This is a genomic window from Plebeiibacterium marinum (assembly GCF_026013615.1).
In the GTDB taxonomy this organism is placed as follows: Bacteria; Bacteroidota; Bacteroidia; order Bacteroidales; family Marinilabiliaceae; genus Saccharicrinis; species Saccharicrinis marinus_A.
Genome location: NZ_JAPDPI010000002.1, coordinates 151,981 through 175,195, shown reverse-complemented (window position 1 = coordinate 175,195; position 23,215 = coordinate 151,981). Strand labels below are relative to the sequence as shown.

The window sequence follows — 23,215 nt, the reverse complement described above, 5'->3', positions numbered from 1 at the left end:
CATTGTGAAAACGATATATAAAAATATAACAGTCCTTTCAGCTTTATTGCTGATGAGCCTTTCTGTTACCTCTCAGATAAGAATTCAACCTTCCATAGGTTTTGGAAGTAATAAAATTAGTTATGATTCTGATTATGCTACCGTTGATGGATTATCAGGATTAAATCTTGGGGTAGATGCCTTTTATTATCTGAATGAAGATATGGCTGTTGGTCTTGGGCTTAGATTGAGTCAGTATGGAGCATCTGCAAAGGTTGATGATTTTGAAATAAGCGAGCAGAGGATTGATGGGGATAATGATAGTTATTTATATACCGCGATAGCTAATGGAATAGAGGAGGAGCATAAGCTATCGGTTGTTGAAATTCCAATTTTGTTTAAATACCAGCGTTGGGTAAGTGCCGATATTTTGCTAACAGGAACTACAGGTCCTGTTTTTATGATGACGGGAAGTATGAAAAGTGAATTTACTTCTGGAACATTGACAACGTCAGGGTATTATGAGCAATGGAACCTGACCATTGACGATCTTGCGGAATATGGGTTTTATCCGGGATTGAATATGAAAGGAGATGCTCCGGATTTGGATGTGAAATCAACATTGGCCTGGAGTTTTGAGCTTGGGGCAGAGTATTATCTGAATAAAAGAATGAATGTGTTTTTGTCTGCTTATTTTCAACCGGCATTTGGAAATATATCAGGCTCAGATGTAAGCACAGATATTATGCCGGAACCCGGGGTTTTTAATGGAACAATTATGGGAGCCGATAATATAAAACTATCGAAAGCAGGCATAAAACTAGGCTTGGTTTTCGACCTTACACCTCCTGAAAAAGCCGGGGTTAAGAGTATTAGGTAAGGGGTGTTGAATGTATTGTTTGGCTTAGGTTTTTGTATAAGATAAGATTAACCTAATATGTCAATTAAAGAAGCCATCACGATGTTGTTTTCAACTAAGTAATGGCTTCAATTATTTTGTAAAGTATTAATAAAGTCTAATCAATATATAGCTCCCCTTTAAAGAAAGTCCTGCAGCCTCCTCCAATCAAAACCCGTGATCCTCTTAGTTCGCAGGTTAAACAGCCTCCCCGTTGGCTAATTTGGCGGGCATTCATTTTTTGTTTTCCTAACCTTTTGCTCCAGAAGGGCGTTAAGGTGGTATGGGCTGATCCGGTTACAGGATCTTCAGGAATTCCGGTTTGAGGGCCAAAATACCGTGAAACAAAATCAACTTCATCACCAGGGGCAGTAATGATTAAACCTCTCGAATCAAGTTGGGCAATTATATCAAGCGAAGGGATAAAGTTTTCAATTTCTTTTTGGTTAGAGAAGACAAACATATAATCTGTTTTTCCTCTATATATTTCGTTAACCTGTGTCCTGATGTTCATTCTCATTAGCTCTGGCAGTTCATTAACCTTATAGAAATCGTCCAAAGGAAAGTCGAGGGTTAATTTGTTGTCGTCTTTTAGCACCCTCAACAGGCCACTTTGAGAATGAAAAGTTATCTCATCGCCTTCAATTTCTTCATGGTTAAATAGCACATGGGCACTAGCCAGAGTAGCGTGTCCGCAGAGTTCAACCTCAGTAGTAGGGGTAAACCACCTGATGTGTAACTCAGCGTTTTGCGGGCATATAAAAGCTGTTTCTGACAGGTTGTTTTCCATGGCAATTAGTTGTAGGCGCTCATTCGGGAGCCATTTGTCTAATAAAACAACAGCAGCGGGATTTCCTTTAAAAAGTATTGAGGTGAAAGCATCAATTTGATATATCGGGTATGTCATGTTTCGAAAATTTAAAAATTGGACCAAAAGTTTCGGTAATATACAATAAAAACAAGTTTTTTGCCTTACATCATTGATTTTTTTTCATCCGTCAAAAATGGATGGAAATTAGGTGCTTTTTCATTGAAAAATGCCTTTGTTTTGGTAACTTAAACTTAAAATTTACCGTATTAGTAAAAGAGATTTGAAGTGGGTAATATTCAGTATTACAGATTGGTAGGTTGCTGTCTTGTGCTTTTGTAGATTAATGCATATTTAATATTCATGTTTTACAAGGTTAACACAATAACCTCACCTTTGTAGCGGGAAATTTAAACCATAAAACCAAAACTCAGTATCATGTTGGAACACCAGAAGAAAATGCTTTTGGGGGTAGCGAAAAACCCTCATTTATTTAGAAAAGAGTTAGTAAAATCTTTTACCTGGTTAAGCGTTGAAGAGTTAGAAGCGCTCCACAAATGGGTAAAAAAGGAATTTGGATCATACTACGATCATCTTATTGGTGAAATTTTCTGTAGTATCTCTGCTTAATTTTGTCGAATTATTAAAAAATGAATTTGTAAGCAGAATAAATTTTGATATTTCAAAAAATATCCTAAAATTTGCAACTGCTAATAAATCATAAGCAAAATGACAAGATTAATGAAAAATACATGGTGGTGGCATTGGCTTTTTCTTAACTAGAAGAGGTTAACGCTACGCTATTATAAAATATTTTAATTTAAAATGGCTTGCCGAAAACCTCGGCAAGCCATTTTTTTTATGTCTAAGTTTAAAGCATTCAAATATACCATAGAGCATGGATAAGATAAAAATAGTAAGTTCAGCAAAAAGAGTACCGGCCAATATTGCTGATATTATCACTCCGGTAAGTATTTATTTGAAAATTAGGGATTTATATCCTAATAGTATTTTGCTGGAAAGTTCAGATTACCACGGTAATAACAATTCGCAATCGTTTATTTGTTTTGAGCCCTTATCGGAGTTTAAAGTAAATAAGGGACAGGTAAGCATGGTGTTTCCGGGAGGAGAGATAATTCCGGGAAAAGAAACTTCGGTTTTAGATGTTCCAGCTCAGTTGGATGGTTATATCAAAAGCTTTGACGTGGTTGAGTCTGATCCCTTGGTAAATGTAAATGGATTGTTTGGGTATTCATCTTATGATGCAGTTCAGCATTTTGAATCAATAAAATTTGAGAATAAAGTATCAGAAGAATATGAGATACCTGAAATGAGGTATAACTATTATAGGTATATTCTGGCTTTTAACCATTTTAGTAACCAGCTTAATCTTATCGAAAACCGCCCTGAGGGAGAGGAAAGTAAGATGGATGAAATCTTAAATCTTCTTTATAACAGAACTGTTCCTGCATTTAAATTTCAACCTGATAGTGAGGAGTCGTCAAATATAACAGATGATGAGTTTGTTGAGATGGTGAAAAAAGGCAAGGAGCATTGTTTTAAGGGTGATGTTTTTCAAATTGTGCTGGCACGTCAATTTAAGAGAAAATATTCAGGAGATGAGTTCAATGTATACAGGGCTTTACGAAATATTAATCCATCACCCTATTTGTTCTTTTTTGATTATGGAAGTTATAAAATATTAGGTTCGTCACCTGAGGCTCAGTTAGTGATTGAAAAAGGAGAAGCAACCATAAATCCTATAGCAGGAACTTTTAAAAGAACAGGTGATGATATTAAGGACCGTGAGTTGGCCGAAAAGTTGAGTAACGATCCAAAGGAGAATGCAGAGCATGTAATGTTGGTAGATTTGGCCCGCAACGATTTAAGCAGAAACTGTGATAAGGTAAAAGTAAAAACTTATAAGGAAGTACAGTATTATTCACATGTGCTCCATTTGGTTTCCGATGTACGGGGACAGCTGCTTGAGAGCTCAAATACATGCCGGGTTATGGCGGATACATTTCCTGCAGGTACTTTATCGGGAGCACCAAAATTTATGGCCATGGAGCTTATTGATAAGTACGAGAATCAGAATAGAGGTTATTATGGTGGATGTATAGGGATGCTTGGTCTTGATGGTTCTTTTAACCAGGCTATTATGATTAGGTCTTTCTTATGTAAAAACAATACCCTTTTCTACCAGGCTGGCGCCGGTGTTGTTTCAGAGTCTGTTCCTGAAAGTGAATTGGCAGAGGTAAACAATAAATTGGGAGCTTTAAAAAAGGCAGTTGAATTGGCCGCCGAATTTTAAGTTAAGGTTTAAAGAGGTAGAAACAGTTGGTTAATAATCTCTGTATTCATCATAAAATTAAAAAAGAAGAGATGAAAAAAATATTAGTATTCGATAATTACGATTCATTTACATATAACCTGGTTCATTACATTGAGGAAATTGTTGGATATAAAGTAGATGTATTCAGGAATGATCAGATTCCTTTAGAGGAAATTGATAAGTATGATAAAATATTATTGTCGCCGGGGCCCGGTATTCCCAAAGATGCAGGTGTGCTTATTCCTTTGATTCAGAAATATGGGGCAACTAAAAGTATTATGGGTGTGTGTTTAGGTCACCAGGCCATAGTAGAGGCTTTTGGAGGATCTATATCTAATTTGTCAAAGGTGTATCATGGTGTTGCTACTCCTATTGAGATCACCACCGATTCTGAAATCCTGTTTAAGGATGTTCCTAAAACCGTGAATGTGGGCAGGTATCATTCCTGGGTTGTTAATGAAGAAGATTTGCCTGATTGCTTTGTAATTACCTCTCGTGATGAGGAAGGTAAAATAATGGGGGTTCACCATAAAGATTTTGATGTTAGGGGAGTTCAGTTTCATCCTGAATCAATATTAACTGAACATGGAAAAAAAATGATGGAGAACTGGTTGCAAGATTCAATTTAGTCTTGTTTATATTGCCTGTCTTCTAATGTTTATTATTTAAATGTCATGATAAAAGAAACGCTTAAAAAGCTTTTGGAACATAAGAGGTTGTCTCGCTCCGAAGCTAAAGAAATACTGATCAATATAGCCGCTGAAAAGTATAATGGATCGCATGTGGTTGCTTTTCTTACCGTATTTATGATTCGTCCTGTTAGTGTGGAAGAATTATCTGGATTTAGGGATGCCTTATTGGAATTGTGTAAAAAAATCGATTTCTCGGATTTTGATGCCATTGATATTGTAGGAACAGGGGGCGACGGGAAAAATACTTTTAATATTTCAACGCTTGCATCCTTTGTTGTTGCTGGTGCTGGTTATAAGGTGACTAAACATGGAAATTATGGGGTTTCTTCTTCATGTGGTTCTTCAAATGTAATGGAATATCTGGGGTATGCCTTTACAAATGAGGAAGATGTTTTAAAGAAACAGGTAGATAAAGCAGGAATTTGTTTTTTACATGCTCCGTTGTTTCATCCGGCAATGAAAGCAGTGGCTCCTTATAGAAAAGAGCTGGGTTTGAAAACCTTCTTTAATATGATTGGGCCTTTGGTAAATCCATCATTCCCCCAAAATCAATTGTTGGGTGTTTATAGCCTTGAGGTTTTGAGGTTATATCAGTATTTGTATCAAGCCACAGATAAAAGCTATTCCATTATACATAGCCTGGATGGGTACGACGAAATTTCCTTGACTTCCGATTTTAAAGTCATTACCAATGAAGGTGAGCAACTTGTAGCACCAGAACAATTGGGATTGCCAAGGATAAAACAAGAGGATATTTTTGGTGGGGATACCGTTCCTGAGGCAGCAAAGATTTTTACCACTGTTTTGGATGGGAAAGGGACTGAAGCACAGAATTCGGCTATTATTGCCAATGCGGCATATGGTATTCAATGTTTTGACAGGAGTAAGCCTATTGAAGATTGTATTGAACAGGCAAAGGATTCTTTGTTAGAAGGCAAAGCAAAAAACGTGCTTAAAGCTTTAATTGATATTAAATAACATAAATGGTGTAAAATCAGAAACACCTTATTCAGGTAAAATCTTGATCCTTTTTGATAATGAATATTTTAGATAAAATTGTTGCTCAGAAGAAAACAGAGGTTGCAAGGCAACAGGAATTTGTGACTATTGATAAGCTAAGAAAATATGATGCTTATAATATTGAAGTGCCATCCTTAAAAAAACACCTGACAGATGGTAAGCATAACGGTATTATTTCGGAGTATAAAAGAAAATCACCTTCTAAAGGTATCATCAATAATATTTCTACTGTAGAGAATGTTGTACCTTTGTATGAAAAAGCAGGTGTTAGTGGAATTTCTGTTCTGACTGATTCAGAGTTTTTTGGAGGAAATAAAAGTGATTTAATCGCTGCCCGAAAGGTTACAACTGTTCCTATTTTAAGGAAGGATTTTATGATTTCTTCATACCAGGTTCATGAGGCAAAAGCAATTGGAGGGAGTGCTATTTTGTTAATTGCAGCAATACTGTCATATGATGAAGCTCATGAGCTATCAAAGCTTGCCAAAGATTTGGGTTTGGATATTTTAATGGAAGTTCATAGCAAGGAGGAACTGGAAATTGTTAATCCTTTAGTTGATGTGGTTGGTGTTAACAATCGCAACCTTAAAACTTTTGAGGTTAGTTTGCAGCAAAGTATTGATTTGGCCGCAGCAATGCCTAATGATGTGGTGAAGATTTCGGAGAGTGGAATTTATACTCCTGAGGATATATTTTTACTAAGGGAGAACGGATTTCAAGGATTCCTGATTGGAGAAAATTTTATGCGGACTAAGAATCCGGGCGAAGCATGTATCGAATTTTCAAATGCCATCAAGTAACAAGGATATAATATGTTGATCCCTCCAAAAATAAAAGTCTGTGGTATGCGAGATCGCAATAATATTGATGATGTTGCGGCTTTGCATCCTGATTATATGGGGTTTATTTTCTACGGGAAGTCTCCAAGATATATTGGAGAATCTTATTCTCCTGATAATATTTATCACCTGAGCGATAAGGTAAAAAAAACAGGTGTTTTTGTTAATGCTTCTGAGCAGGAAATATCCAATGCAGTTGCCAGGTTTGAGCTGGATGCAGTTCAGTTGCATGGGAACGAATCGTTTGAGTTGTGTCTGATGGTAAAGCAAATGGGTGTTGAAGTGATCAAGGCATTTCAGGTAGATGAGGAATTTGATTTTTCGGTTTTGAGGCCCTATACAGAAGTGTGTGATTTTTATTTGTTTGATACAAAAACAAAGGCCTTTGGGGGTAGTGGGCATAAATTTGACTGGACTATACTTAGTCGTTACGATAATAATAAACCCATTTTTTTAAGTGGGGGTATTTCAAAAGATGATGTTAAAGATATTATGGGATTAACCAACCTGAATATATATGCTGTTGACATAAACAGCAGGTTTGAGATTGAGCCTGCCCTGAAAGATGTGGATAAGGTTTCGGCCTTTATTAATGAAATAAAAAGTTATAGCAATGAGCCAAAAATATAATGCAGACGAAAAAGGGATGTATGGGCGCTTTGGTGGAGCCTGGATACCGGAAATGTTACAGCCTAATATTGATAACCTGAAGAAGGTATATCTTGATATTATCAATACCGAAAAGTTTCAGAAGGAATATCTTCAGCTTTTGAAGGATTATGTTGGAAGGCCTTCTCCACTTTACTATGCCAAGAGGCTATCGGAGAAGTACAATACCAATGTTTATTTAAAACGCGAAGATCTGAATCATACCGGAGCCCATAAAATCAACAATACTTTAGGTCAGATTTTATTGGCTAAAGAAATGGGCAAAGAACGTATCATTGCCGAAACAGGTGCCGGTCAGCATGGTGTGGCTACGGCTACCGCTTGTGCCTTGATGGGATTGAAATGTGTAGTGTATATGGGGGCTTTGGATATTGAACGTCAGGCGCCTAATGTGGCAAGGATGAAAATGTTGGGTGCAGAAGTGGTTGCTGCAAAGTCAGGGAATCAAACTTTGAAAGATGCTACCAACGAAGCTTTAAGGGACTGGATATGTAATCCTGAGGATACTTTTTATATTATTGGCTCGGTGGTTGGCCCGCATCCATATCCGGATATGGTGGCGCGTTTCCAAAGTGTTATCAGTAAGGAAATCAAAGAGCAGTTCAAAGAGAAAACAGGAAGTGAGTATCCTGATTATGTTGTGGCTTGTGTAGGTGGGGGTAGTAACGCATCAGGTACTTTTTATCACTTCTTAGATGATGAAAAAGTGAAGTTGGTGGCTGTTGAAGCTTCAGGTTTAGGTGTTGATTCCGGAGAAACAGCTGCTACTATTGCATTGGGCGATGTGGGTATTATCCACGGAAGTAAAACGTTTTTAATGCAGGATGACGATGGGCAGATTGTGGAGCCTTATTCTATTTCTGCAGGCTTGGATTATCCGGGAATTGGTCCTCAACATGCCCATTTAAAGGATACCGACAGGGCAATCTTTTTAGATGCTACTGATCAGGAAGCGCTGGATTTTGCGCTTGAAGTAACAAGGTTGGAAGGTATTATTCCCGCATTGGAGTCTGCCCATGCTTTTGTTGCTCTGAATAAACTTAAACTGACAAAGGATGACTCTGTTGTGATCACCATGTCGGGAAGGGGCGATAAGGACATGGGTACTTATATGGATCGTTTTAATTTGAAATAGGATGGAGGCTCAGGTAATACTTTCTTTTTTAGGCGCAGCAGTTTTGCTGACAATTATGCCAGGTCCTGATAATATATTCGTATTAACAGAAAGCGTTACTAAAGGTCACAAAACAGGGATTGCTGTATCGGTTGGTTTGTGTGCCGGAGTAATGGTTCATACTATTGCCGCAGCAACTGGAATCTCAATAATCATCCAGAAATCAGCGTTGGTCTTTTCTGTTATAAAATATTTGGGTGCTGGATATTTGTTTTTTCTGGCCTATAAATCTTATAAAGAAAAAAGACAAATTGTAAAGTTTGAACAAGTAGACGAGGTTCAATCAGGTTTTTGGAAGTTGTTTCGCAAAGGGTTACTGATGAATGTGTTGAATCCGAAGGTGTCATTGTTCTTTATTGCTTTGTTACCGCAATTTGTTAGAGAGAGTGAAGTTCCATATGTCTGGCAGATGATTGTTTTAGGGGCAACTTTTATGTTGCAGACCTTGGTTATATTTAGCCTGGTTGCCATCTTGTCAGGTAGGTTGTCGGGTTATTTAAATAGTCCCCGATTTTGGAATATTACCCATAAAAGTAAAGTAGCTGTGTTATCAGTTTTAGGATTGGCCCTGGCTTTATCCCGAAAGTAAATTTTGATATTGAAAAATAAGTACTGAAATGAATCGAATAAAACAATTATTTAGGGATAAGAAAGATATTTTATCCATTTATTATACTGCAGGGTATCCAAATTTAAATGATACCGTGCCCATTCTTGAAACGCTTGAGGATGCGGGTGCCGATATCGTGGAAATCGGAATTCCTTTTTCTGATCCCTTAGCTGATGGGCCAACCATTCAGCACAGTGGTGAAACTGCCCTTAAAAATGGAATGAGCCTGAATGTACTCTTTGATCAATTGAAGGATGTACGGTCAAAAGTAAAAATGCCATTAATTTTGATGGGCTATATAAATACGGTTCATAAATTTGGCATAGAAACCTTTGCAAAAAAATGTAATGAGGTTGGTGTTGATGGAGTTATCCTTCCTGATTTGCCATTTCAGGAGTATTTGGATAATTATAAGGATACTTTTGATCAGTACGGGGTGAGCAATATTTTTCTGATTACGCCTCAAACTCCTGAGGAGCGTATTAAATTGATTGATGAAAAAACCAATGGTTTTATTTATATGGTTTCGTCAGCTGCCGTAACCGGTGCGAAAAAAGGATTGTCAGAAGCCCAATTGGCTTATTTTGATCGAGTAAATAAACTGAACCTGCAAAATCCAGCCTTAATTGGATTTGGTATCGGGGATCATGAATCATATAAAGAAACCTGTAAATATGCAGATGGTGCCATTGTGGGAAGTGCCTTTGTTAAATTGCTGGGACAGGCAAAAGATTTGCATGGAGAAATCAAGTCGTTTATCAAAGAAGTGAAAGGGATATAGAGCTGATATTTGTCAGCTATTTGTTTTTCAACTGAGTTATAATGGTTATTTTTACGGGCTTAAAAAATATCATAAATGGAAAATAACGGAAACACTGCTATTTTAAAGATACATTGTCCTGACCAAAGTGGAATCGTTGCCAGGGTGACAGATTTTATCAATCTTCACCATGGAAATATTATTAGTGTGGATCAGCATGTTGATCACGAAGAGAATCTTTTCTCCATGAGGGTTTCATGGGATCTTTCTGAATTTGATTTGAAAAGGGAAGAAATTGCCCCTATGTTTGAAAAGTTTTTGGGGGAACCATATCAAATGAAATGGACCCTGAATTTCACAGATGAAGTGCCTAGGATGGCTATCTTTGTTTCAAAGGCTTCGCACTGTTTGTACGATTTATTGGCACGTTATCAGGGAGGAGAATTCAGGGTGGAAGTGCCTGTAATTATTGGTAATCATACTACATTAGAGCCTGTGGCCAAGCAATTTGGGATTGATTTTGTTCATATTCCGATTACAGCTGAATCGAAAGCAGAACAAGAAAAAAAGGAACTTGAAATTTTAAAGAAATATAAAATTGATTTTGTTGTACTTGCGCGTTATATGCAGGTGGTTTCTCAAAATTTTATCAATCATTATCCCGAAAGGATTATCAATATACATCATTCCTTTTTGCCAGCCTTTGCAGGGGCAAAGCCTTATCATGCAGCGCATAAAAGAGGAGTGAAAATTATTGGTGCAACCAGCCATTATGTAACGTCCGATCTGGATGCCGGGCCTATTATTGAGCAGGATATAAACAGGATTTCTCACCATGATTCAATAAAAACCTTGATACAAAAAGGAAAGGACATTGAAAAGATTGTGTTGGCCAGGGCTGTAAAAGCACATATTGAAAGAAAAACATTGGTTTATAAAAACAGAACTATCATATTTAATTAGTAGTTATGATTAAACAAATCTTGTATTTGGTATTGTTATCCGCCTTCTTTTTTGTTTCATGCTCCTCAAAAACAAAAGAAGATGATAGAGGGTATATAGTAAAAGTAGGCGATAAAGCTCCTGAATTCTCTCTTAAGCTTGATGATGGGCAGGATTTTAAACTGTCTGATTACAAGGGGAAAGTTGTGATGCTGCAGTTTACTGCCAGTTGGTGTGGGGTTTGTATTAAAGAAATGCCTTTTATTGAATCGGAGATTTGGCAGGTAAATAAGGATAAGGATTTTGTAGTGATCGGGGTGGATAGGGACGAACCTGTTGAAAAGTTAAATAAACTTAGGGAGAAAACTGGAATTACCTACCCTTTGGCATTGGACCCTGGAGCAGATGTTTTTGGACAGTATGCATTGAAAGAAGCAGGGGTTACCAGAAATGTAATCATTGGAAAAGATGGTAATATTAAGTATCTGACCCGATTGTTTAACAGGGAAGAGTTTGATGCGATGAAAGAAAAAATTGAGGAGCTTCTTGCAGAGTAACCAAAGGATTCATAATGATAGTGAATTGAATCTTGACAATAATATTTAGACAATGAAAGTTGCAATTATAAAATATAATGCGGGCAATATCCGTTCGGTAAGCTTTGCGTTGGATAGACTGGGGGTTGAGCATGTTATTACCGCCGATCCTGATGAAATCAGAGGTGCGGATAAGGTGATATTTCCAGGCGTTGGAGAGGCTAGTTCTACCATGAAATATTTGAAGGATAATAAATTGGATGAACTAATCCTGAGTTTGAAGCAACCGGTTTTGGGTATCTGTTTGGGAATGCAATTAATGTGCAGTTATTCCGAAGAGGGAGACGTGGATTGTCTCGGGATTTTTAAGGAAAAGGTAAAAAAGTTTGTGCTGCCAAACCCCAACCCTCAGTTGATTAAAGTACCTCATATGGGTTGGAATGCCATTACAAACGTAAATAGTGATTTGTTTGATATTAGTTTGGAAAACAAGTTCGTATATTTTGTACATAGCTACTATGTTGCACTGGGAGGCGATACTGCGGCAACTACACATTATATTCACCCGTTTAGTTCTGCATTACATAAGGATAACTTTTATGCAACTCAGTTTCATCCGGAAAAGAGTGGTGATGTGGGATCGAAAATTCTAGAAAACTTTATAAAATTATAAAATGGCGTTAATTGATATAATTCCTGCAATTGATATTATAGATGGTAAGTGTGTGCGTTTGAGCCAGGGTGATTATAACCAAAAAAAGGTATATAATGAAAATCCACTTGAGGTAGCACAGATGTTTGAAGATCACGGTATCAAAAGGCTACATTTGGTTGATCTTGATGGAGCCAAGGCTGGAAATATTGTAAATTACAAAGTGCTGGAGACTATCGCTTCAAAAACAAGTCTTGTAATTGATTTTGGAGGAGGGCTTAAGTCTAATGAAGATTTAAGAATTGCTTTTGAGAGTGGAGCGCAAATGATTACAGGGGGAAGTATTGCAGTTAAAAACCCTGAAGTGTTTGGTGGGTGGATAGAGAAATACGGAGCTGAAAAGATTATTCTTGGCGCAGATGTAAAAGATGAGAAGATTGCAGTTGGAGGTTGGATAGAAACGTCAGACCTTGATTTAATGCCTTTTGTAAATGGATATAGAGAAAAGGGGATAACCAAAGTAATATGTACCGATATTAGTAAGGATGGGATGCTACAAGGGCCATCAGTTGCCTTGTATAAAAAAATGTTAGGTGAATTCCCGGATCTGTATTTGGTGGCCAGTGGCGGATTGAGCAGTATGGAAGATATTGATAGCCTGGTTGAGGCTGGTGTCCCTGCGGTTATTACTGGTAAGGCCATTTACGAAGGAAAGATAGATTTAAAACAACTTGAAAAATACGCATAATGCTGGCAAAAAGAATAATTCCTTGCTTGGATATTAAAAACGGAATGACAGTGAAGGGTGTCAAATTTGTAGGCATCAAAGAAGTGGGAGATCCAGTTGAATTAGGGGCATTGTATGCTCAGCAAGGGGCTGATGAATTGGTTTTTTTGGATATTACCGCAAGCCATGAGGGTCGTAAAACATTTGTTGATTTAGTTAAGCGGATAGCGCAGCATATCAATATCCCATTTACTGTTGGAGGTGGGATTAGTGAATTGAAAGATGCTGAAGCTTTGTTGAATGCCGGAGCTGACAAGATCAGTATTAATTCATCGGCAGTAAAAAATCCACAGCTGATAAACGATATGGCCCGGAATTTTGGTAGCCAGTTTGTTGTGGTGGCTATTGATGCCAAGCATTTTGATGGTGATGAATGGATTGTAACAGTGAACGGGGGGCGTATTCCTACTGAAAAAAGGTTGTTTCCCTGGGCAAAAGAAGCTGAGGACAGAGGTGCCGGAGAAATCCTTTTTACTTCAATGGATCATGATGGTGTAAAACAAGGCTTTGCCAATGATGCTTTGGCAAAGATGTCTACAGATTTGTCAATTCCCATAATTGCCAGTGGGGGTGCCGGCAGCATGGAGCATTTTAAAGATGTGTTTACTTCAGGAAAGGCTGATGCTGGTTTAGCTGCAAGTATTTTTCATTATAAAGAGATAGCAATTCCTGACCTAAAGCAGTATTTGCATAATGAAGGTATTAATGTTCGGTTGTAGATGGGTTGCGCTTTTGATTAAAACAACTATTTTTGTCTCAGAATTTTAGAAGATATACAATATATTAATATGGATATTAATTTCGATAAATTAGGTAATGGTCTTGTTCCTGCTATTATACAGGATGATGTAACCAATAAAGTGTTAATGTTAGGTTTTATGAATAAGGAAGCCTACGAGAAAACTGAAAAAGAGGGCAAGGTTACATTTTACAGCCGTACCAAAGATAGGTTGTGGACAAAGGGTGAAGAGTCTGGTAATTTCTTAAATGTTGTTTCAATATTAAACGATTGTGATAAAGATACTTTGCTTATTAAAGTAAATCCTGTTGGGCCAGTTTGTCATACCGGTACTGATACTTGTTGGAATGAGGAGAATAAAGCAGATGTAAATTTCTTAGGCCATTTACAGGATTTTATTGACAAGCGAAAAGAGGAGATGCCTGAAGGATCTTATACAACATCTTTGTTCCAGAAAGGAACGCGTAAAATTACTCAGAAAGTTGGTGAGGAGGCTGTGGAGACTATTATTGGGGCTATGGCCAACGATGACGAAAACTTTTTGTATGAAGGGGCTGATTTATTGTATCACCTGATTGTGCTGTTAACGCACAAGGGGTATAGAATAGAGGATTTGGCTAACGAACTAAAGAAGAGACACAAATAGTGGTGTAGTATATAATGAAACAAGGGTTTTTACCCTTGTTTTTTAAAAACGGGGAAGCTTTAATCTAAATTCAGATCCTTTATTAACCTCACTGGATACTTTAATAGAACCCCCGTTAAGTTCAATCATCTCTTTGGATAACGACAAACCTAAACCGGTACCTTTCTCATGGGCCGTACCACTGGTGGATAAAAATTGTTCTAAGTTAAATAATACATCTACTTTTTCTTTTCTGATACCAATTCCATAATCTTTTACTGTAATACAAACATAATTGTCGTCTATATCTTCTGTTTTGCAATCAATAGTAGCATTGGGATGGGAAAATTTTATTGCGTTATGCAATAGGTTCCTTAGTACAAATTTGAACATTTCAGCATCGGCATAAATTGTACTCTCTGATGCAAAAGATGGTTGTATTTTTATATTCTTGTTTTTTGCTAAGGAAGTAAGGGAATTAATGCACTCATTAATTGTTGTTTCCGGATTTACCTTTTGGGGATTAGGTTGTAACTGACCTAATTGAGATTTTGCCCAGGTTAATAAATCTTCTAACAGTTTATAGGTTTGCTCACTGGCTTCCACAATTTTTGATACAAAACCTTTTATTTCTGAGTTTGTGAAATCGTTTATATTTCTATCTAATATGTTGCTAAAACCCAGGATTGCATTAAATGGATTTCGTATGTCATGGGCAATAATCGAAAATAGCTTATCTTTTGTGTTATTTAGTTTTTTGAGTTTTGCTTCACTGGCTTTTAGTTCCTCCTCCATCCTGTGGCGCTCAGTAATGTCCATAATCAAGCCAAGCATTTGGGTAACCTTACCTTCCTTTATAGAAATGGGTGAAACATAAATATCGCCCCAAAAGTATGAGCCATCCTTTTTGATAATTTCTCGTTGAACATTTAGGGTTGTAATTTCTCCACTAAATATTTTTTTTAAATTTGCATGGGCTTCTTTATGTGAAGTCTCTGATATTAGATTAAAGTAATTTATATCCTCATGGGCTGAGTTGGCTTTCAGGAGTTCTAATAGTTTGGAGTTAATTAATTCAAAATTACCATTTTTGTTAACTACTCCTATGCCGATAAGTGAATTGTTGAAAATTGCATTGAGTTGATTCTTTTGGCTTTCAAGTTGTCCTTCCGCCTTTTTTAGCTTGGTGAAGTCCATTCCTACCGATTGGTACTCAACAATATTTCCGGTTATATCAAACAGTGCCCTGTCAATCCATTTTTGCCATCTTACTTCTCCATTGGGGAGCTCAATTTTTTGTTGGTATTCAACTATTGGATTGTCAATGGTAAGCTTATTTAAGTTTTCAATGAAAGTTGCTTTGTTTTTATCACTGAAGAGATTAAAAATATTTTTTCCTAATACTTGTTGTGGTGTTTTGTTGTAATAATCTGCATAGTAACTGTTAATGTAGTTAATTAACCCATCCTTGTTAAACCTTCTGATTAAGGCGGGTGAGTCTTCAATCAGAGAATAATATCTATGTTCGCTTTCTTGTAGGGCTATAATGCTGTTTTTATAGTCTGTAATATCATGTAAATACATACAGAAACGGTCATTACCGAGGGGGAATGTCCTTATTTTTAAATATTTTTCTATGCTCGGACAGGATAGCTCAAATATTTGTTTTGAAGATGTAAGTTCATTGATGCGAGAGTAGATTTGTTGATATTCAGGGAGAAAACTGTTCATTGTTAATCCTACAATTCCGAGTTTGTTAAAAACACCTGCCGCTATAGGATTTGCTTTTATTACAATCAGATCTTCAAATTTCTCGTTTGAATATAGTGGCTTTACCAACAATACACCAACAGGGGCATTGTCAAATAATTCATCCAGTAAAAATTTTTCTTTGTGAAACTGTTCTTCAAGGTCTTTTTTGTATGTAATATCTTCCTTTACTGCAATATATCCCTTTATTTTACCATCAGTGATGATGGGTGATATTTTGGCATTTTCCCAAATCAGTCTGCCGGATTTTGTCTTGTTTAAAAAATCACCTTCCCAGTTCTCCCCATTGCTTATGGTGTTCCAAAGGTCTTTGTAGAAATAAGAATCATGTTCTCCTGATTTCAGGATACGGGGGTTCTTTCCAAGGGCCTCTTCCCTTGAATATCCGTATTTTTCTTCAAAAGCATCATTGACATAGTTGATATTTCCTTCTGTATCAGTTACAACAACTATTGTCTCTAATTTATTTAAAGCAATAAGCAACTCGTTATCCCCTATCATAATCCCGTTCTCTGATTTTATTCCTAATTAATTACAATAACGTGAAATATTGGATTATGTGCAATAAATATCTAAATATTGGGGAGGTAATGCTATATTTTAAACTTGTTAAATAGTAATTTGTTTACTTTGTAAAAAAAAATGGCTAAAGACAGGCAACCACATATTGGGATTTTTGGAAGACGGAACTATGGTAAGAGTACCTTAATCAATTTGCTGGCAGGACAGGAAGTTGCTATTGTCTCCAATGTGGCCGGAACAACTACAGATCCGGTTAAAAAGTCTTTTGAGATTACTGGTTTTGGACCTGTTGTTTTAATTGATACTGCAGGGTTTGATGATGAGGGTGATTTAGGGCAAAAAAGGATAGAAAAAACTAATAAAGCTGTAAAGCTTGTGGATCTGGCTATTCTTTTGGTTAGCAATCAGCTTTTCGACGAAAAGGAATTGGCTGTGATTAAAAGTTTTCAAGATCACGAAGTGCCGTTTATCGTAATTTATAGTAAAAGTGACCTGTCGTCACCCGATCAAATGATGGAGGCACAGGTTTGGGAACAAGGGTGTTGCGACTTTATCATCTTTAACAAAGATTCTGATGTGTCTTCTATTGTAAAGTCTATAAAGAAGAATATACCCGAATCAGCCTATTCAAATCCTTCGTTATTGGGTGATGTTGTTAAGCATGGTGATATAGTTCTGCTTATTACGCCAATAGATATTGAGGCTCCGGAAGGCAGGCTTATTTTGCCGCAGGTTCAGGCCATAAGGGATATCATTGATAATGATGCAGTATGCGTGGTGCTAAAGGAAAGGGAGGTGGATGCTTTTTTAATGAAAACAGGAATAAAGCCTGCCTTGGCTATTACTGACAGCCAGGTGTTCCTGAAAGCAGATGCTTCTATTCCTAAGAATATCCCACTGACCAGTTTTAGTATTATGCTTGCCCGTTTTAAGGGGGATTTTGCCCGTTATCTGAATGGGACTCCTGAAATTTCCAACCTAAAAGAAGGAGATAGGGTGTTGTTGCTTGAATCATGCACGCACCATGTGTCCTGTAATGATATTGGGCGTTCCAAGATTCCAAGGTGGATATCAAATTTCACAGGAAAGAAGCATTCTTTTGATGTTGTTGCAGGTTTTGATAGTTTGCCGCATCCCATTGAAAGTTATTCTTTGGTAATTCAATGTGGTGGATGTGTTGTTTCAAGAAAGCAATTGGTAAATAGGCTAAAGCCTGCTGTTGATGCTGGAATTCCTGTAACAAACTATGGGATGGCAATTGCGTATGTATTAGGTATCTATCAGCGCGCAGTGGCTCCTTTTGCAAGTATTGATGACAGTTCTCTGGACTATTTATAGTTGTTCTATAATTGAAGGAGGTTAAGCTCATCAAGGAATGTGGTGTTGTCTGGGATGATTGGTTCCCATTTATCTTGCTCGAGTAAGTGTTTTTTTAAGATTAAAAAATAGGTTAGAGGGAATTCGTCCTTTTGCCAAAGTTGTTGGTAATTTAAAAGCCCTATGTTTTTGATAAAGCGATCAAGCTCTTGTATTATTTCCTGGTAAAAGGAATGGAAGTTACAGTGGGTGTTAATAATTGTTTGAGCTTCGTCTTCGTTAAAGATATCTTCTAAAAAGACAAGTTTTATTTGGAGATTTTTTCCATCATTGGTACTTAATGTCCATTTATACCCGTTTAAATCACTGTACCAATCTACCCAACAAATGTTCTCCTCGTCCCAAAGGTGCGATGGTTCAAGAACAAGGCTTGTCATGCCTTTCAAAAGATCAAAAAGAGGGTTGCTTACATTAGCAACTTCAAAGGGTACTTTGGTGTTGTGTACAGTTAATTCCCCCCTGGCCATACCAGGAGATGGGATTTCATACTTGAATTGTACCTCTTTTTGCATTAAACGTTATTGTATTATTGGTTAAAAATAAGAAAGTTGTTCAAGAAATTACAAATCTTCACCAATATCTTTTAATTTATATCCTAATCTCAGCACTTGTTCTGGTTGCAGGAGATCTTTTAATAAGTTGTTGTCAACTAATTCTAATTCCCTGTTCGCCTCAATGATACTGCATTTTTTTTTGTTCATTAAGTGTGCCAATTCAGAAGCCTTGTGATAACCTATATAAGGCGATAGTGCTGTGGTTATGGAAGGATTCATGAATATGGTATCTTCATTATTTAGTTTTTTAAACGTAATGTCTGTTAAAAGGTTTTCTTTAATTGTTTTGTTACAGTTAATTAAAAGTTTAATGCTGTCGATTAGGGCATTCCCAATTGCAGGTAAATAGGCATTCAGCTCTAAACATCCCTGGGCGCACAAAGAAGAAATCAGCTGGTCGTTGGCATATATTTTATGAACTGCCGAAATTACAAATTCAGGGATTACCGGATTAACTTTTCCAGGCATGATAGAACTACCAACTTGTTTTTTAGGGATGTATAATTCTCTGTGGTAAAATAAATCGGAGCTCAATAGCCGGAGGTCGGATACCATTTTTTCAAGGTTTACAGCATGGGCCTTAAGCGTGGCATGAACCTCTACAAAGGAGTCGAGGTTTGCTGTTGTGTCCGACAGGTTTTCGGAGCGGGTTATGGGGAGACCTGTTAGCCTTTGAAGTTGATTTACAACTTCCATAATAAAGTACGAGGGTATTGAAATGCCAGTTCCGATAGCACCTCCTCCTAAGTTCACTTCTTTTATGCGTTCAAAGCATTTGCTAACCCTCCACCAGTCTCTTGACAGCGCATTGTTATATGTGCTGAAAAGTTTATCGTATGAAGATGGTACCGCTGCCTGCATTTGGGTGTATGCCTGCCGCAAATGATTCCTGGTTTTGCCTTCTATGTTTTCAAGAGCGAGTAAAACTTCGTTAATATTATTATCAAGATCCTTGAATAATGCAATAACGGTTACTTTTAGAGCAGTAGGAATGACATCGTTAGTTGATTGGAAAATATTGGCATGTTCAAATGGGTCTATGGTGCTGTAATCCCCATTTTTTTTCCCAAGTTTGCCTAAGGAAACATTGGCAATAATTTCGTTGATATTTAGGTTTATACTGGTTCCGGCGCCTCCCTGTATGGCAGGTACGATAAAATGATTGAAGTGTTTACCCTGGGAAACTTCAATGGCAGCTTCAATCATTTTGTCAAGAATTTCATCACTTATGAATGCAAGGTTTTTATCCCTGTATTTATATTGTGCAGCCTGCTTAAACTTTAAATAGGTTTCATAACAGGCTTGTTTTACAATGCCTACAGATTTATACCATTCTATTAGGAATGGAGTATCATCCGGAAAATTATTTTTCGCTCTGACAGAGTGGATTCCATATAATGCATCTTCTGGTATGTCAACTGAACCTATAAAGTCTTTTTCTGTACGCATTGAATTGTTTTTGATAACGTTATTCCTGGGGGCCGGCATATAGTTTTACGTCAGAAGCCATAATGTTTTCTGGACAAAGGATAATAAGCCTTTCAATTACATTTCTGAATTCCCGGATATTTCCTGTCCAGTTGTATTTTTGTAACTCTTTAATGGCTGATTCGTCAATTGTTTTTTCTGTTACCCCTAGTTCTCCGCATATTATTTTATTAAAGTGCTCTGCTAAAATAGGTATATCTTCCTTGCGGTCGTTGAGCGATGGCACGTGTATCAAAATCACGCTAAGCCTATGGTATAAATCCTCCCGGAAGTTATTTTCTTTAATTTCTTCTTTCAGGTTTTTGTTTGTGGCAGCAAGTACCCTCACATCTACTTTAATATCCTTGTCGCTACCCACTCTGCTGATAACATTTTCCTGAAGGGCACGAAGCACCTTTGCTTGTGCATTCAGGCTCATGTCGCCTATTTCATCCAAAAATATGGTTCCCCCGTTGGCTTGTTCAAATTTTCCTTTACGTTGTTTGTGTGCTGAAGTGAATGCTCCTTTTTCGTGGCCAAATAGTTCGCTTTCAATAAGCTCAGACGGTATTGCAGCACAGTTTACTTCAATAAATGGTTTTGAAGATCTGTTGCTTTTTTCGTGTAACCATCGGGCAACCAGTTCTTTGCCTGTTCCGTTCTGACCGGTGATCAGTACCCTTGCATCGGTTGGAGCCACTTTGTCAATCATGTCCTGAACCATTTTTATTGGTTCCGACTCTCCAATCATATCATAAGTCTTGCTGACTTTTCTTTTTAAAACCTTGGTTTCAACAACCAGATCCTTACGTTCTTGTGCATTTTTTACTGTAACCAAAAGGCGGTTCAGATCTAAAGGTTTTTCTATGAAATCATAGGCTCCCTTTTTGATAGCTTCAACAGCGGTATCAATATTGCCATGGCCAGAGATCATAATAACGGGGATATCAGGATTTTTCCCAATGATGATGTCGAGAACCTCCATACCATCCATGTTGGGCATTTTAATATCACAAAGAATCAGGTCGTACTTACTCTTGTCAAACAATTCTATGGCTTCTTCTCCGTTTTCAGCAAGAGCCACTTCATGGTCTTCATATTCAAGAATATCTTTTAAGGTATTTCGTATGCTTTTTTGGTCATCAACAACTAATATTTTTGCCATACTTTAAATTTTTTTGTTTAAAATCTGATAGATTGCCCCTTCCTTTAAAGCATAATTACATTGATAAACTTCTGTAAGGCTTAATTTGTTAATGGTAAACTGTATAAAGGCAGATGCCAAAACGATCATCTCTACCCTGTGCGGTTCCATTTTTTTCATTTTTAGCCTTTCTTCAATAGTGCTGTTCAAATATCTCTGATGGAGTGTGTCGAATAAATCCAGATCTATTTTGTAGCTGGTTGTTTTAGATAGGTCCAGGTGAGGGTGTTCCTCTGCTGCTATCATTGCTGCAATTGTGTCAAACGAACCGGAAGAGCCGATTAACCTTTTTACATCATGTTTCTGTATTTCAGTAAAAAGTAATTGCAGTTCATTATTGATATATTCTTCTAATGTTTTTATTTCCTCTGGTTTAATTGGTTCTGAAGGCTTAACCAAATCAAGCATTCTGGCTGCTCCAACATTGAAGCTGTATTTCCAAATAATACCATCTTTATTAGCTATAATAAATTCGGTGCTGCCTCCACCAATATCCATTATTAAAACCTTCTCCCGACCAATAGGAACTACTTGTTTTACTCCATCAAAAATTAATTCAGCTTCTTTATCACCTTGAATTACGTTAATATCCAGGTTAAATTTTTCCTTGACCTGGGTAACAAAAGTCTTGCCATTCGAAGCTGAACGGACAGCTGCTGTGGCAAAACAGGAAATTTGCTCAACATTATATTTTGCTATGGTGCTGAGGTGTGTTTCCAAAGCTTTAAAACCTCTTTCAAAGGCTTCGGGAGTTATGGTGTTTTTATTGATGCCACCCTTCCCTATTTTTGAAGGGTATTTGTCTTCAAGTATGATGGTATACTGATTATTCTCGTTAACTTCTGTAATTAATAGATTAAAGGTGTTGGTTCCTAAATCAATGATAGCTATCTGCATTATTCTTATATTATTTACCTGCTTGTATAAACCACTTCCAAATTTCTTTATAACTCACTTTTTTCCCGTACATCAGGATTCCTGTTCTGTATACCCTTCCTGCAAACCAGGTAAGTATTAAAAAAGAACAGGCTAATATTGCCATCGATAAAACCAATTCCCATGTGGGTACATCAAATGGGATGCGCGACATCATCACAACCGGCGAGGTAAATGGTATTACCGAGAACCAGAATGCAATATCGCCATGTGGATTGTTAAATGCTGCCATGGCAACATATATCGACAAAATCAGGGGTAGTAGAATTGGCATTACAAATTGCTGGGTTTCCGTTTCATTATCAATAGCGGAGCCTATTGCTGCAAAAAGGGCTGAATAAATTAAATACCCGCCTATAAAATAGAAAAGGAAAAGAGCGATGATTCCTGCAATGTTGGCATCTTCAATTATTGTCATTACCTCATTAAACTTTGCAGCGGCCTCCTGGGTTTGTGATGCCTGGGATATTTGGTTGTTTTGCGCCATCTCCATTGTTTGTTGTATTTGTTGAGGCTCAGGATTGAATACAAAATTTTGCAGTGTGAAAATCACGGCTAAAGTCAGGATTACCCATAGCCCGAATTGGGTTAAGGCAACCAGGCCTATTCCAATTATTTTCCCCATCATTAACTGAAAAGGTTTTACAGAAGAAATCATGACTTCAACAATTCTATTGGTTTTTTCTTCTATTACACCTCTCATAACTTGTGTTCCGTACATGAGCATAAACATGTATATCAATAGGGCTGAAACCATCCCAATTATCATGGCAAACATGGCGCTGCTTTGTTTTTCCTTGCCATCCTCATCCAGCCTGATGGTCTGAAGGTCGACTCTTAAATTATTTACTTCTTTAATTTTTTCATCCAGACCATCAATTTTATAGCTGCTTAACTTTTCATTTCGTAAGTAAGTATTTAACTGGTGTTTGATGTTGTTCTGTACGTTCATGGTAATCTGTCCTTCTGATATCAATTGAACGTCAGATGGGTTTTGTAACAGGTTGCTGTTTATTACAAGAAGCGCTTCAAAACCCTTTTGCAGGGCTTCTTTTTTTTCTATTGCTTCCTTTTTGTGCTGGTATTGGTATTTTATATAGTCTGTATTTTCAAAAACATCCTGATACAAACCGGTCATGTCTTCAATGGCAATGATTTTTTCCTTTGTGTCTTTTTGTGTGTTGAGCCAGCCGGGAACAACGATCATACCTGCAAAAATCAAAGGGCTTAACAGTGTCATTATGATGAAGCTTTTTTTGCGGACACGAGTTAAATATTCACGGTTTATAATAAGTAATATCTTATTCATGATTTTGTTTC

Annotated in this window: 24 protein-coding genes; 17 read left to right on the top strand and 7 right to left on the bottom strand. The window is 37.1% G+C overall.

Annotation, left to right across the window (positions count from 1 at the left end):
* Nucleotides 1–4: 4 nt before the first annotated feature.
* A complete protein-coding gene (locus OM074_RS02055) occupies nt 5–859 on the top strand; it encodes a porin family protein (protein WP_301197608.1) in 855 nt (284 codons plus the stop codon).
* Nucleotides 860–995: 136 nt separating this feature from the next.
* Here OM074_RS02055 and OM074_RS02050 read toward each other — a convergent pair whose 3' ends face one another.
* The gene (locus OM074_RS02050; RefSeq protein ID WP_301197607.1) at nt 996–1,784 is read right to left on the bottom strand and encodes a PhzF family phenazine biosynthesis protein; all 789 of its coding nucleotides are present in this window, start codon (nt 1,782–1,784) and stop codon (nt 996–998) included.
* Between the two features lie 339 nt (nt 1,785–2,123).
* On the opposite strand from OM074_RS02050, the gene OM074_RS02045 reads away from it, so the two are divergent.
* The 15 genes from OM074_RS02045 to hisIE all read left to right on the top strand — a co-directional run bounded on the left by OM074_RS02045 (nt 2,124) and on the right by hisIE (nt 14,086).
* Nucleotides 2,124–2,315 (top strand): hypothetical protein, encoded by a 192-nt coding sequence (locus OM074_RS02045; RefSeq protein ID WP_301197606.1) that lies wholly within the window; start codon nt 2,124–2,126, stop codon nt 2,313–2,315.
* Nucleotides 2,316–2,583: 268 nt separating this feature from the next.
* A complete protein-coding gene (locus OM074_RS02040; RefSeq protein ID WP_301197605.1) occupies nt 2,584–3,999 on the top strand; it encodes an anthranilate synthase component I family protein in 1,416 nt (471 codons plus the stop codon).
* Nucleotides 4,000–4,070: 71 nt separating this feature from the next.
* Nucleotides 4,071–4,649: an anthranilate synthase component II gene (locus OM074_RS02035; protein WP_301197604.1), complete on the top strand. Its 579-nt coding sequence runs from the start codon at nt 4,071–4,073 to the stop codon at nt 4,647–4,649.
* 45 nt (nt 4,650–4,694) lie between these two features.
* Nucleotides 4,695–5,690, top strand: a complete 996-nt coding sequence (gene trpD, locus OM074_RS02030; RefSeq protein ID WP_301197603.1) for an anthranilate phosphoribosyltransferase — start codon at nt 4,695–4,697, stop codon at nt 5,688–5,690.
* 59 nt (nt 5,691–5,749) lie between these two features.
* Complete coding sequence (gene trpC / locus OM074_RS02025) at nt 5,750–6,532, top strand: indole-3-glycerol phosphate synthase TrpC (RefSeq protein ID WP_301197602.1); 783 nt, start codon at nt 5,750–5,752, stop codon at nt 6,530–6,532.
* Between the two features lie 45 nt (nt 6,533–6,577).
* Nucleotides 6,578–7,201 (top strand): phosphoribosylanthranilate isomerase, encoded by a 624-nt coding sequence (locus tag OM074_RS02020; RefSeq protein WP_301197601.1) that lies wholly within the window; start codon nt 6,578–6,580, stop codon nt 7,199–7,201.
* A complete protein-coding gene (gene trpB, locus OM074_RS02015; RefSeq protein WP_301197600.1) occupies nt 7,185–8,375 on the top strand; it encodes a tryptophan synthase subunit beta in 1,191 nt (396 codons plus the stop codon). Before OM074_RS02020 ends, trpB begins: the two co-directional genes overlap by 17 nt.
* Nucleotide 8,376: 1 nt before the next feature.
* The gene (locus OM074_RS02010) at nt 8,377–9,003 is read left to right on the top strand and encodes a LysE family translocator (protein WP_301197599.1); all 627 of its coding nucleotides are present in this window, start codon (nt 8,377–8,379) and stop codon (nt 9,001–9,003) included.
* Nucleotides 9,004–9,031: 28 nt separating this feature from the next.
* Nucleotides 9,032–9,805: a tryptophan synthase subunit alpha gene (gene trpA, locus OM074_RS02005; protein WP_301197598.1), complete on the top strand. Its 774-nt coding sequence runs from the start codon at nt 9,032–9,034 to the stop codon at nt 9,803–9,805.
* A 75-nt stretch (nt 9,806–9,880) separates the two neighbouring features.
* A complete protein-coding gene (gene purU / locus OM074_RS02000; protein ID WP_301197597.1) occupies nt 9,881–10,747 on the top strand; it encodes a formyltetrahydrofolate deformylase in 867 nt (288 codons plus the stop codon).
* Between the two features lie 5 nt (nt 10,748–10,752).
* The gene (locus OM074_RS01995; protein ID WP_301197596.1) at nt 10,753–11,283 is read left to right on the top strand and encodes a TlpA family protein disulfide reductase; all 531 of its coding nucleotides are present in this window, start codon (nt 10,753–10,755) and stop codon (nt 11,281–11,283) included.
* A gap of 52 nt (nt 11,284–11,335) precedes the next feature.
* Nucleotides 11,336–11,935: an imidazole glycerol phosphate synthase subunit HisH gene (gene hisH / locus OM074_RS01990; RefSeq protein ID WP_301197595.1), complete on the top strand. Its 600-nt coding sequence runs from the start codon at nt 11,336–11,338 to the stop codon at nt 11,933–11,935.
* Nucleotide 11,936: 1 nt separating this feature from the next.
* Nucleotides 11,937–12,662: a 1-(5-phosphoribosyl)-5-[(5-phosphoribosylamino)methylideneamino]imidazole-4-carboxamide isomerase gene (hisA, locus tag OM074_RS01985; protein WP_301197594.1), complete on the top strand. Its 726-nt coding sequence runs from the start codon at nt 11,937–11,939 to the stop codon at nt 12,660–12,662.
* Nucleotides 12,662–13,420 carry an imidazole glycerol phosphate synthase subunit HisF gene (hisF, locus tag OM074_RS01980; RefSeq protein ID WP_301197593.1) on the top strand — a complete coding sequence of 253 codons (759 nt, stop codon included), beginning with the start codon at nt 12,662–12,664 and terminating at the stop codon, nt 13,418–13,420. The genes hisA and hisF overlap by 1 nt, the downstream gene beginning before the upstream one ends.
* Nucleotides 13,421–13,489: 69 nt before the next feature.
* Nucleotides 13,490–14,086 (top strand): bifunctional phosphoribosyl-AMP cyclohydrolase/phosphoribosyl-ATP diphosphatase HisIE, encoded by a 597-nt coding sequence (gene hisIE, locus OM074_RS01975; RefSeq protein WP_301197592.1) that lies wholly within the window; start codon nt 13,490–13,492, stop codon nt 14,084–14,086.
* A 42-nt stretch (nt 14,087–14,128) separates the two neighbouring features.
* Here the strand turns inward: hisIE and OM074_RS01970 are convergent, their stop codons facing one another.
* A complete protein-coding gene (locus tag OM074_RS01970) occupies nt 14,129–16,336 on the bottom strand; it encodes a PAS domain-containing sensor histidine kinase (RefSeq protein WP_301197591.1) in 2,208 nt (735 codons plus the stop codon).
* Nucleotides 16,337–16,477: 141 nt separating this feature from the next.
* Here OM074_RS01970 and hydF point away from each other — a divergent pair, with 141 nt between their 5' ends.
* Nucleotides 16,478–17,695 carry a [FeFe] hydrogenase H-cluster maturation GTPase HydF gene (gene hydF, locus OM074_RS01965; protein WP_301197590.1) on the top strand — a complete coding sequence of 406 codons (1,218 nt, stop codon included), beginning with the start codon at nt 16,478–16,480 and terminating at the stop codon, nt 17,693–17,695.
* Nucleotides 17,696–17,700: 5 nt separating this feature from the next.
* Here hydF and OM074_RS01960 read toward each other — a convergent pair whose 3' ends face one another.
* Genes OM074_RS01960 through OM074_RS01940 form a run of 5 tightly spaced genes read right to left on the bottom strand, consistent with a single transcriptional unit; the run spans nt 17,701 to nt 23,204 of the window.
* Nucleotides 17,701–18,246, bottom strand: a complete 546-nt coding sequence (locus OM074_RS01960) for a hypothetical protein (protein WP_301197589.1) — start codon at nt 18,244–18,246, stop codon at nt 17,701–17,703.
* Nucleotides 18,247–18,294: 48 nt separating this feature from the next.
* Complete coding sequence (locus tag OM074_RS01955; RefSeq protein WP_301197588.1) at nt 18,295–19,737, bottom strand: lyase family protein; 1,443 nt, start codon at nt 19,735–19,737, stop codon at nt 18,295–18,297.
* Between the two features lie 19 nt (nt 19,738–19,756).
* Nucleotides 19,757–20,920 (bottom strand): sigma-54-dependent transcriptional regulator, encoded by a 1,164-nt coding sequence (locus OM074_RS01950; RefSeq protein ID WP_301197587.1) that lies wholly within the window; start codon nt 20,918–20,920, stop codon nt 19,757–19,759.
* Nucleotides 20,921–20,923: 3 nt separating this feature from the next.
* Complete coding sequence (locus OM074_RS01945; RefSeq protein ID WP_301197586.1) at nt 20,924–21,856, bottom strand: Ppx/GppA phosphatase family protein; 933 nt, start codon at nt 21,854–21,856, stop codon at nt 20,924–20,926.
* A 10-nt stretch (nt 21,857–21,866) separates the two neighbouring features.
* Nucleotides 21,867–23,204: an ABC transporter permease gene (locus tag OM074_RS01940; protein ID WP_301197585.1), complete on the bottom strand. Its 1,338-nt coding sequence runs from the start codon at nt 23,202–23,204 to the stop codon at nt 21,867–21,869.
* Between the last annotated feature and the right edge of the window lie 11 nt (nt 23,205–23,215).

Coding starts and splice junctions, on each gene's coding strand:
- OM074_RS02050 (WP_301197607.1), bottom strand. CDS start 1,784: ATGACATACCCGATATATCAAATTGATGCTTTCACCTCAATACTTTTT.
- OM074_RS02045 (WP_301197606.1), top strand. CDS start 2,124: ATGTTGGAACACCAGAAGAAAATGCTTTTGGGGGTAGCGAAAAACCCT.
- OM074_RS02040 (WP_301197605.1), top strand. CDS start 2,584: ATGGATAAGATAAAAATAGTAAGTTCAGCAAAAAGAGTACCGGCCAAT.
- OM074_RS02035 (WP_301197604.1), top strand. CDS start 4,071: ATGAAAAAAATATTAGTATTCGATAATTACGATTCATTTACATATAAC.
- trpD (WP_301197603.1), top strand. CDS start 4,695: ATGATAAAAGAAACGCTTAAAAAGCTTTTGGAACATAAGAGGTTGTCT.
- trpC (WP_301197602.1), top strand. CDS start 5,750: ATGAATATTTTAGATAAAATTGTTGCTCAGAAGAAAACAGAGGTTGCA.
- OM074_RS02020 (WP_301197601.1), top strand. CDS start 6,578: ATGCGAGATCGCAATAATATTGATGATGTTGCGGCTTTGCATCCTGAT.
- trpB (WP_301197600.1), top strand. CDS start 7,185: ATGAGCCAAAAATATAATGCAGACGAAAAAGGGATGTATGGGCGCTTT.
- OM074_RS02010 (WP_301197599.1), top strand. CDS start 8,377: ATGGAGGCTCAGGTAATACTTTCTTTTTTAGGCGCAGCAGTTTTGCTG.
- trpA (WP_301197598.1), top strand. CDS start 9,032: ATGAATCGAATAAAACAATTATTTAGGGATAAGAAAGATATTTTATCC.
- purU (WP_301197597.1), top strand. CDS start 9,881: ATGGAAAATAACGGAAACACTGCTATTTTAAAGATACATTGTCCTGAC.
- OM074_RS01995 (WP_301197596.1), top strand. CDS start 10,753: ATGATTAAACAAATCTTGTATTTGGTATTGTTATCCGCCTTCTTTTTT.
- hisH (WP_301197595.1), top strand. CDS start 11,336: ATGAAAGTTGCAATTATAAAATATAATGCGGGCAATATCCGTTCGGTA.
- hisA (WP_301197594.1), top strand. CDS start 11,937: ATGGCGTTAATTGATATAATTCCTGCAATTGATATTATAGATGGTAAG.
- hisF (WP_301197593.1), top strand. CDS start 12,662: ATGCTGGCAAAAAGAATAATTCCTTGCTTGGATATTAAAAACGGAATG.
- hisIE (WP_301197592.1), top strand. CDS start 13,490: ATGGATATTAATTTCGATAAATTAGGTAATGGTCTTGTTCCTGCTATT.
- OM074_RS01970 (WP_301197591.1), bottom strand. CDS start 16,336: ATGATAGGGGATAACGAGTTGCTTATTGCTTTAAATAAATTAGAGACA.
- hydF (WP_301197590.1), top strand. CDS start 16,478: ATGGCTAAAGACAGGCAACCACATATTGGGATTTTTGGAAGACGGAAC.
- OM074_RS01960 (WP_301197589.1), bottom strand. CDS start 18,246: ATGCAAAAAGAGGTACAATTCAAGTATGAAATCCCATCTCCTGGTATG.
- OM074_RS01955 (WP_301197588.1), bottom strand. CDS start 19,737: ATGCGTACAGAAAAAGACTTTATAGGTTCAGTTGACATACCAGAAGAT.
- OM074_RS01950 (WP_301197587.1), bottom strand. CDS start 20,920: ATGGCAAAAATATTAGTTGTTGATGACCAAAAAAGCATACGAAATACC.
- OM074_RS01945 (WP_301197586.1), bottom strand. CDS start 21,856: ATGCAGATAGCTATCATTGATTTAGGAACCAACACCTTTAATCTATTA.
- OM074_RS01940 (WP_301197585.1), bottom strand. CDS start 23,204: ATGAATAAGATATTACTTATTATAAACCGTGAATATTTAACTCGTGTC.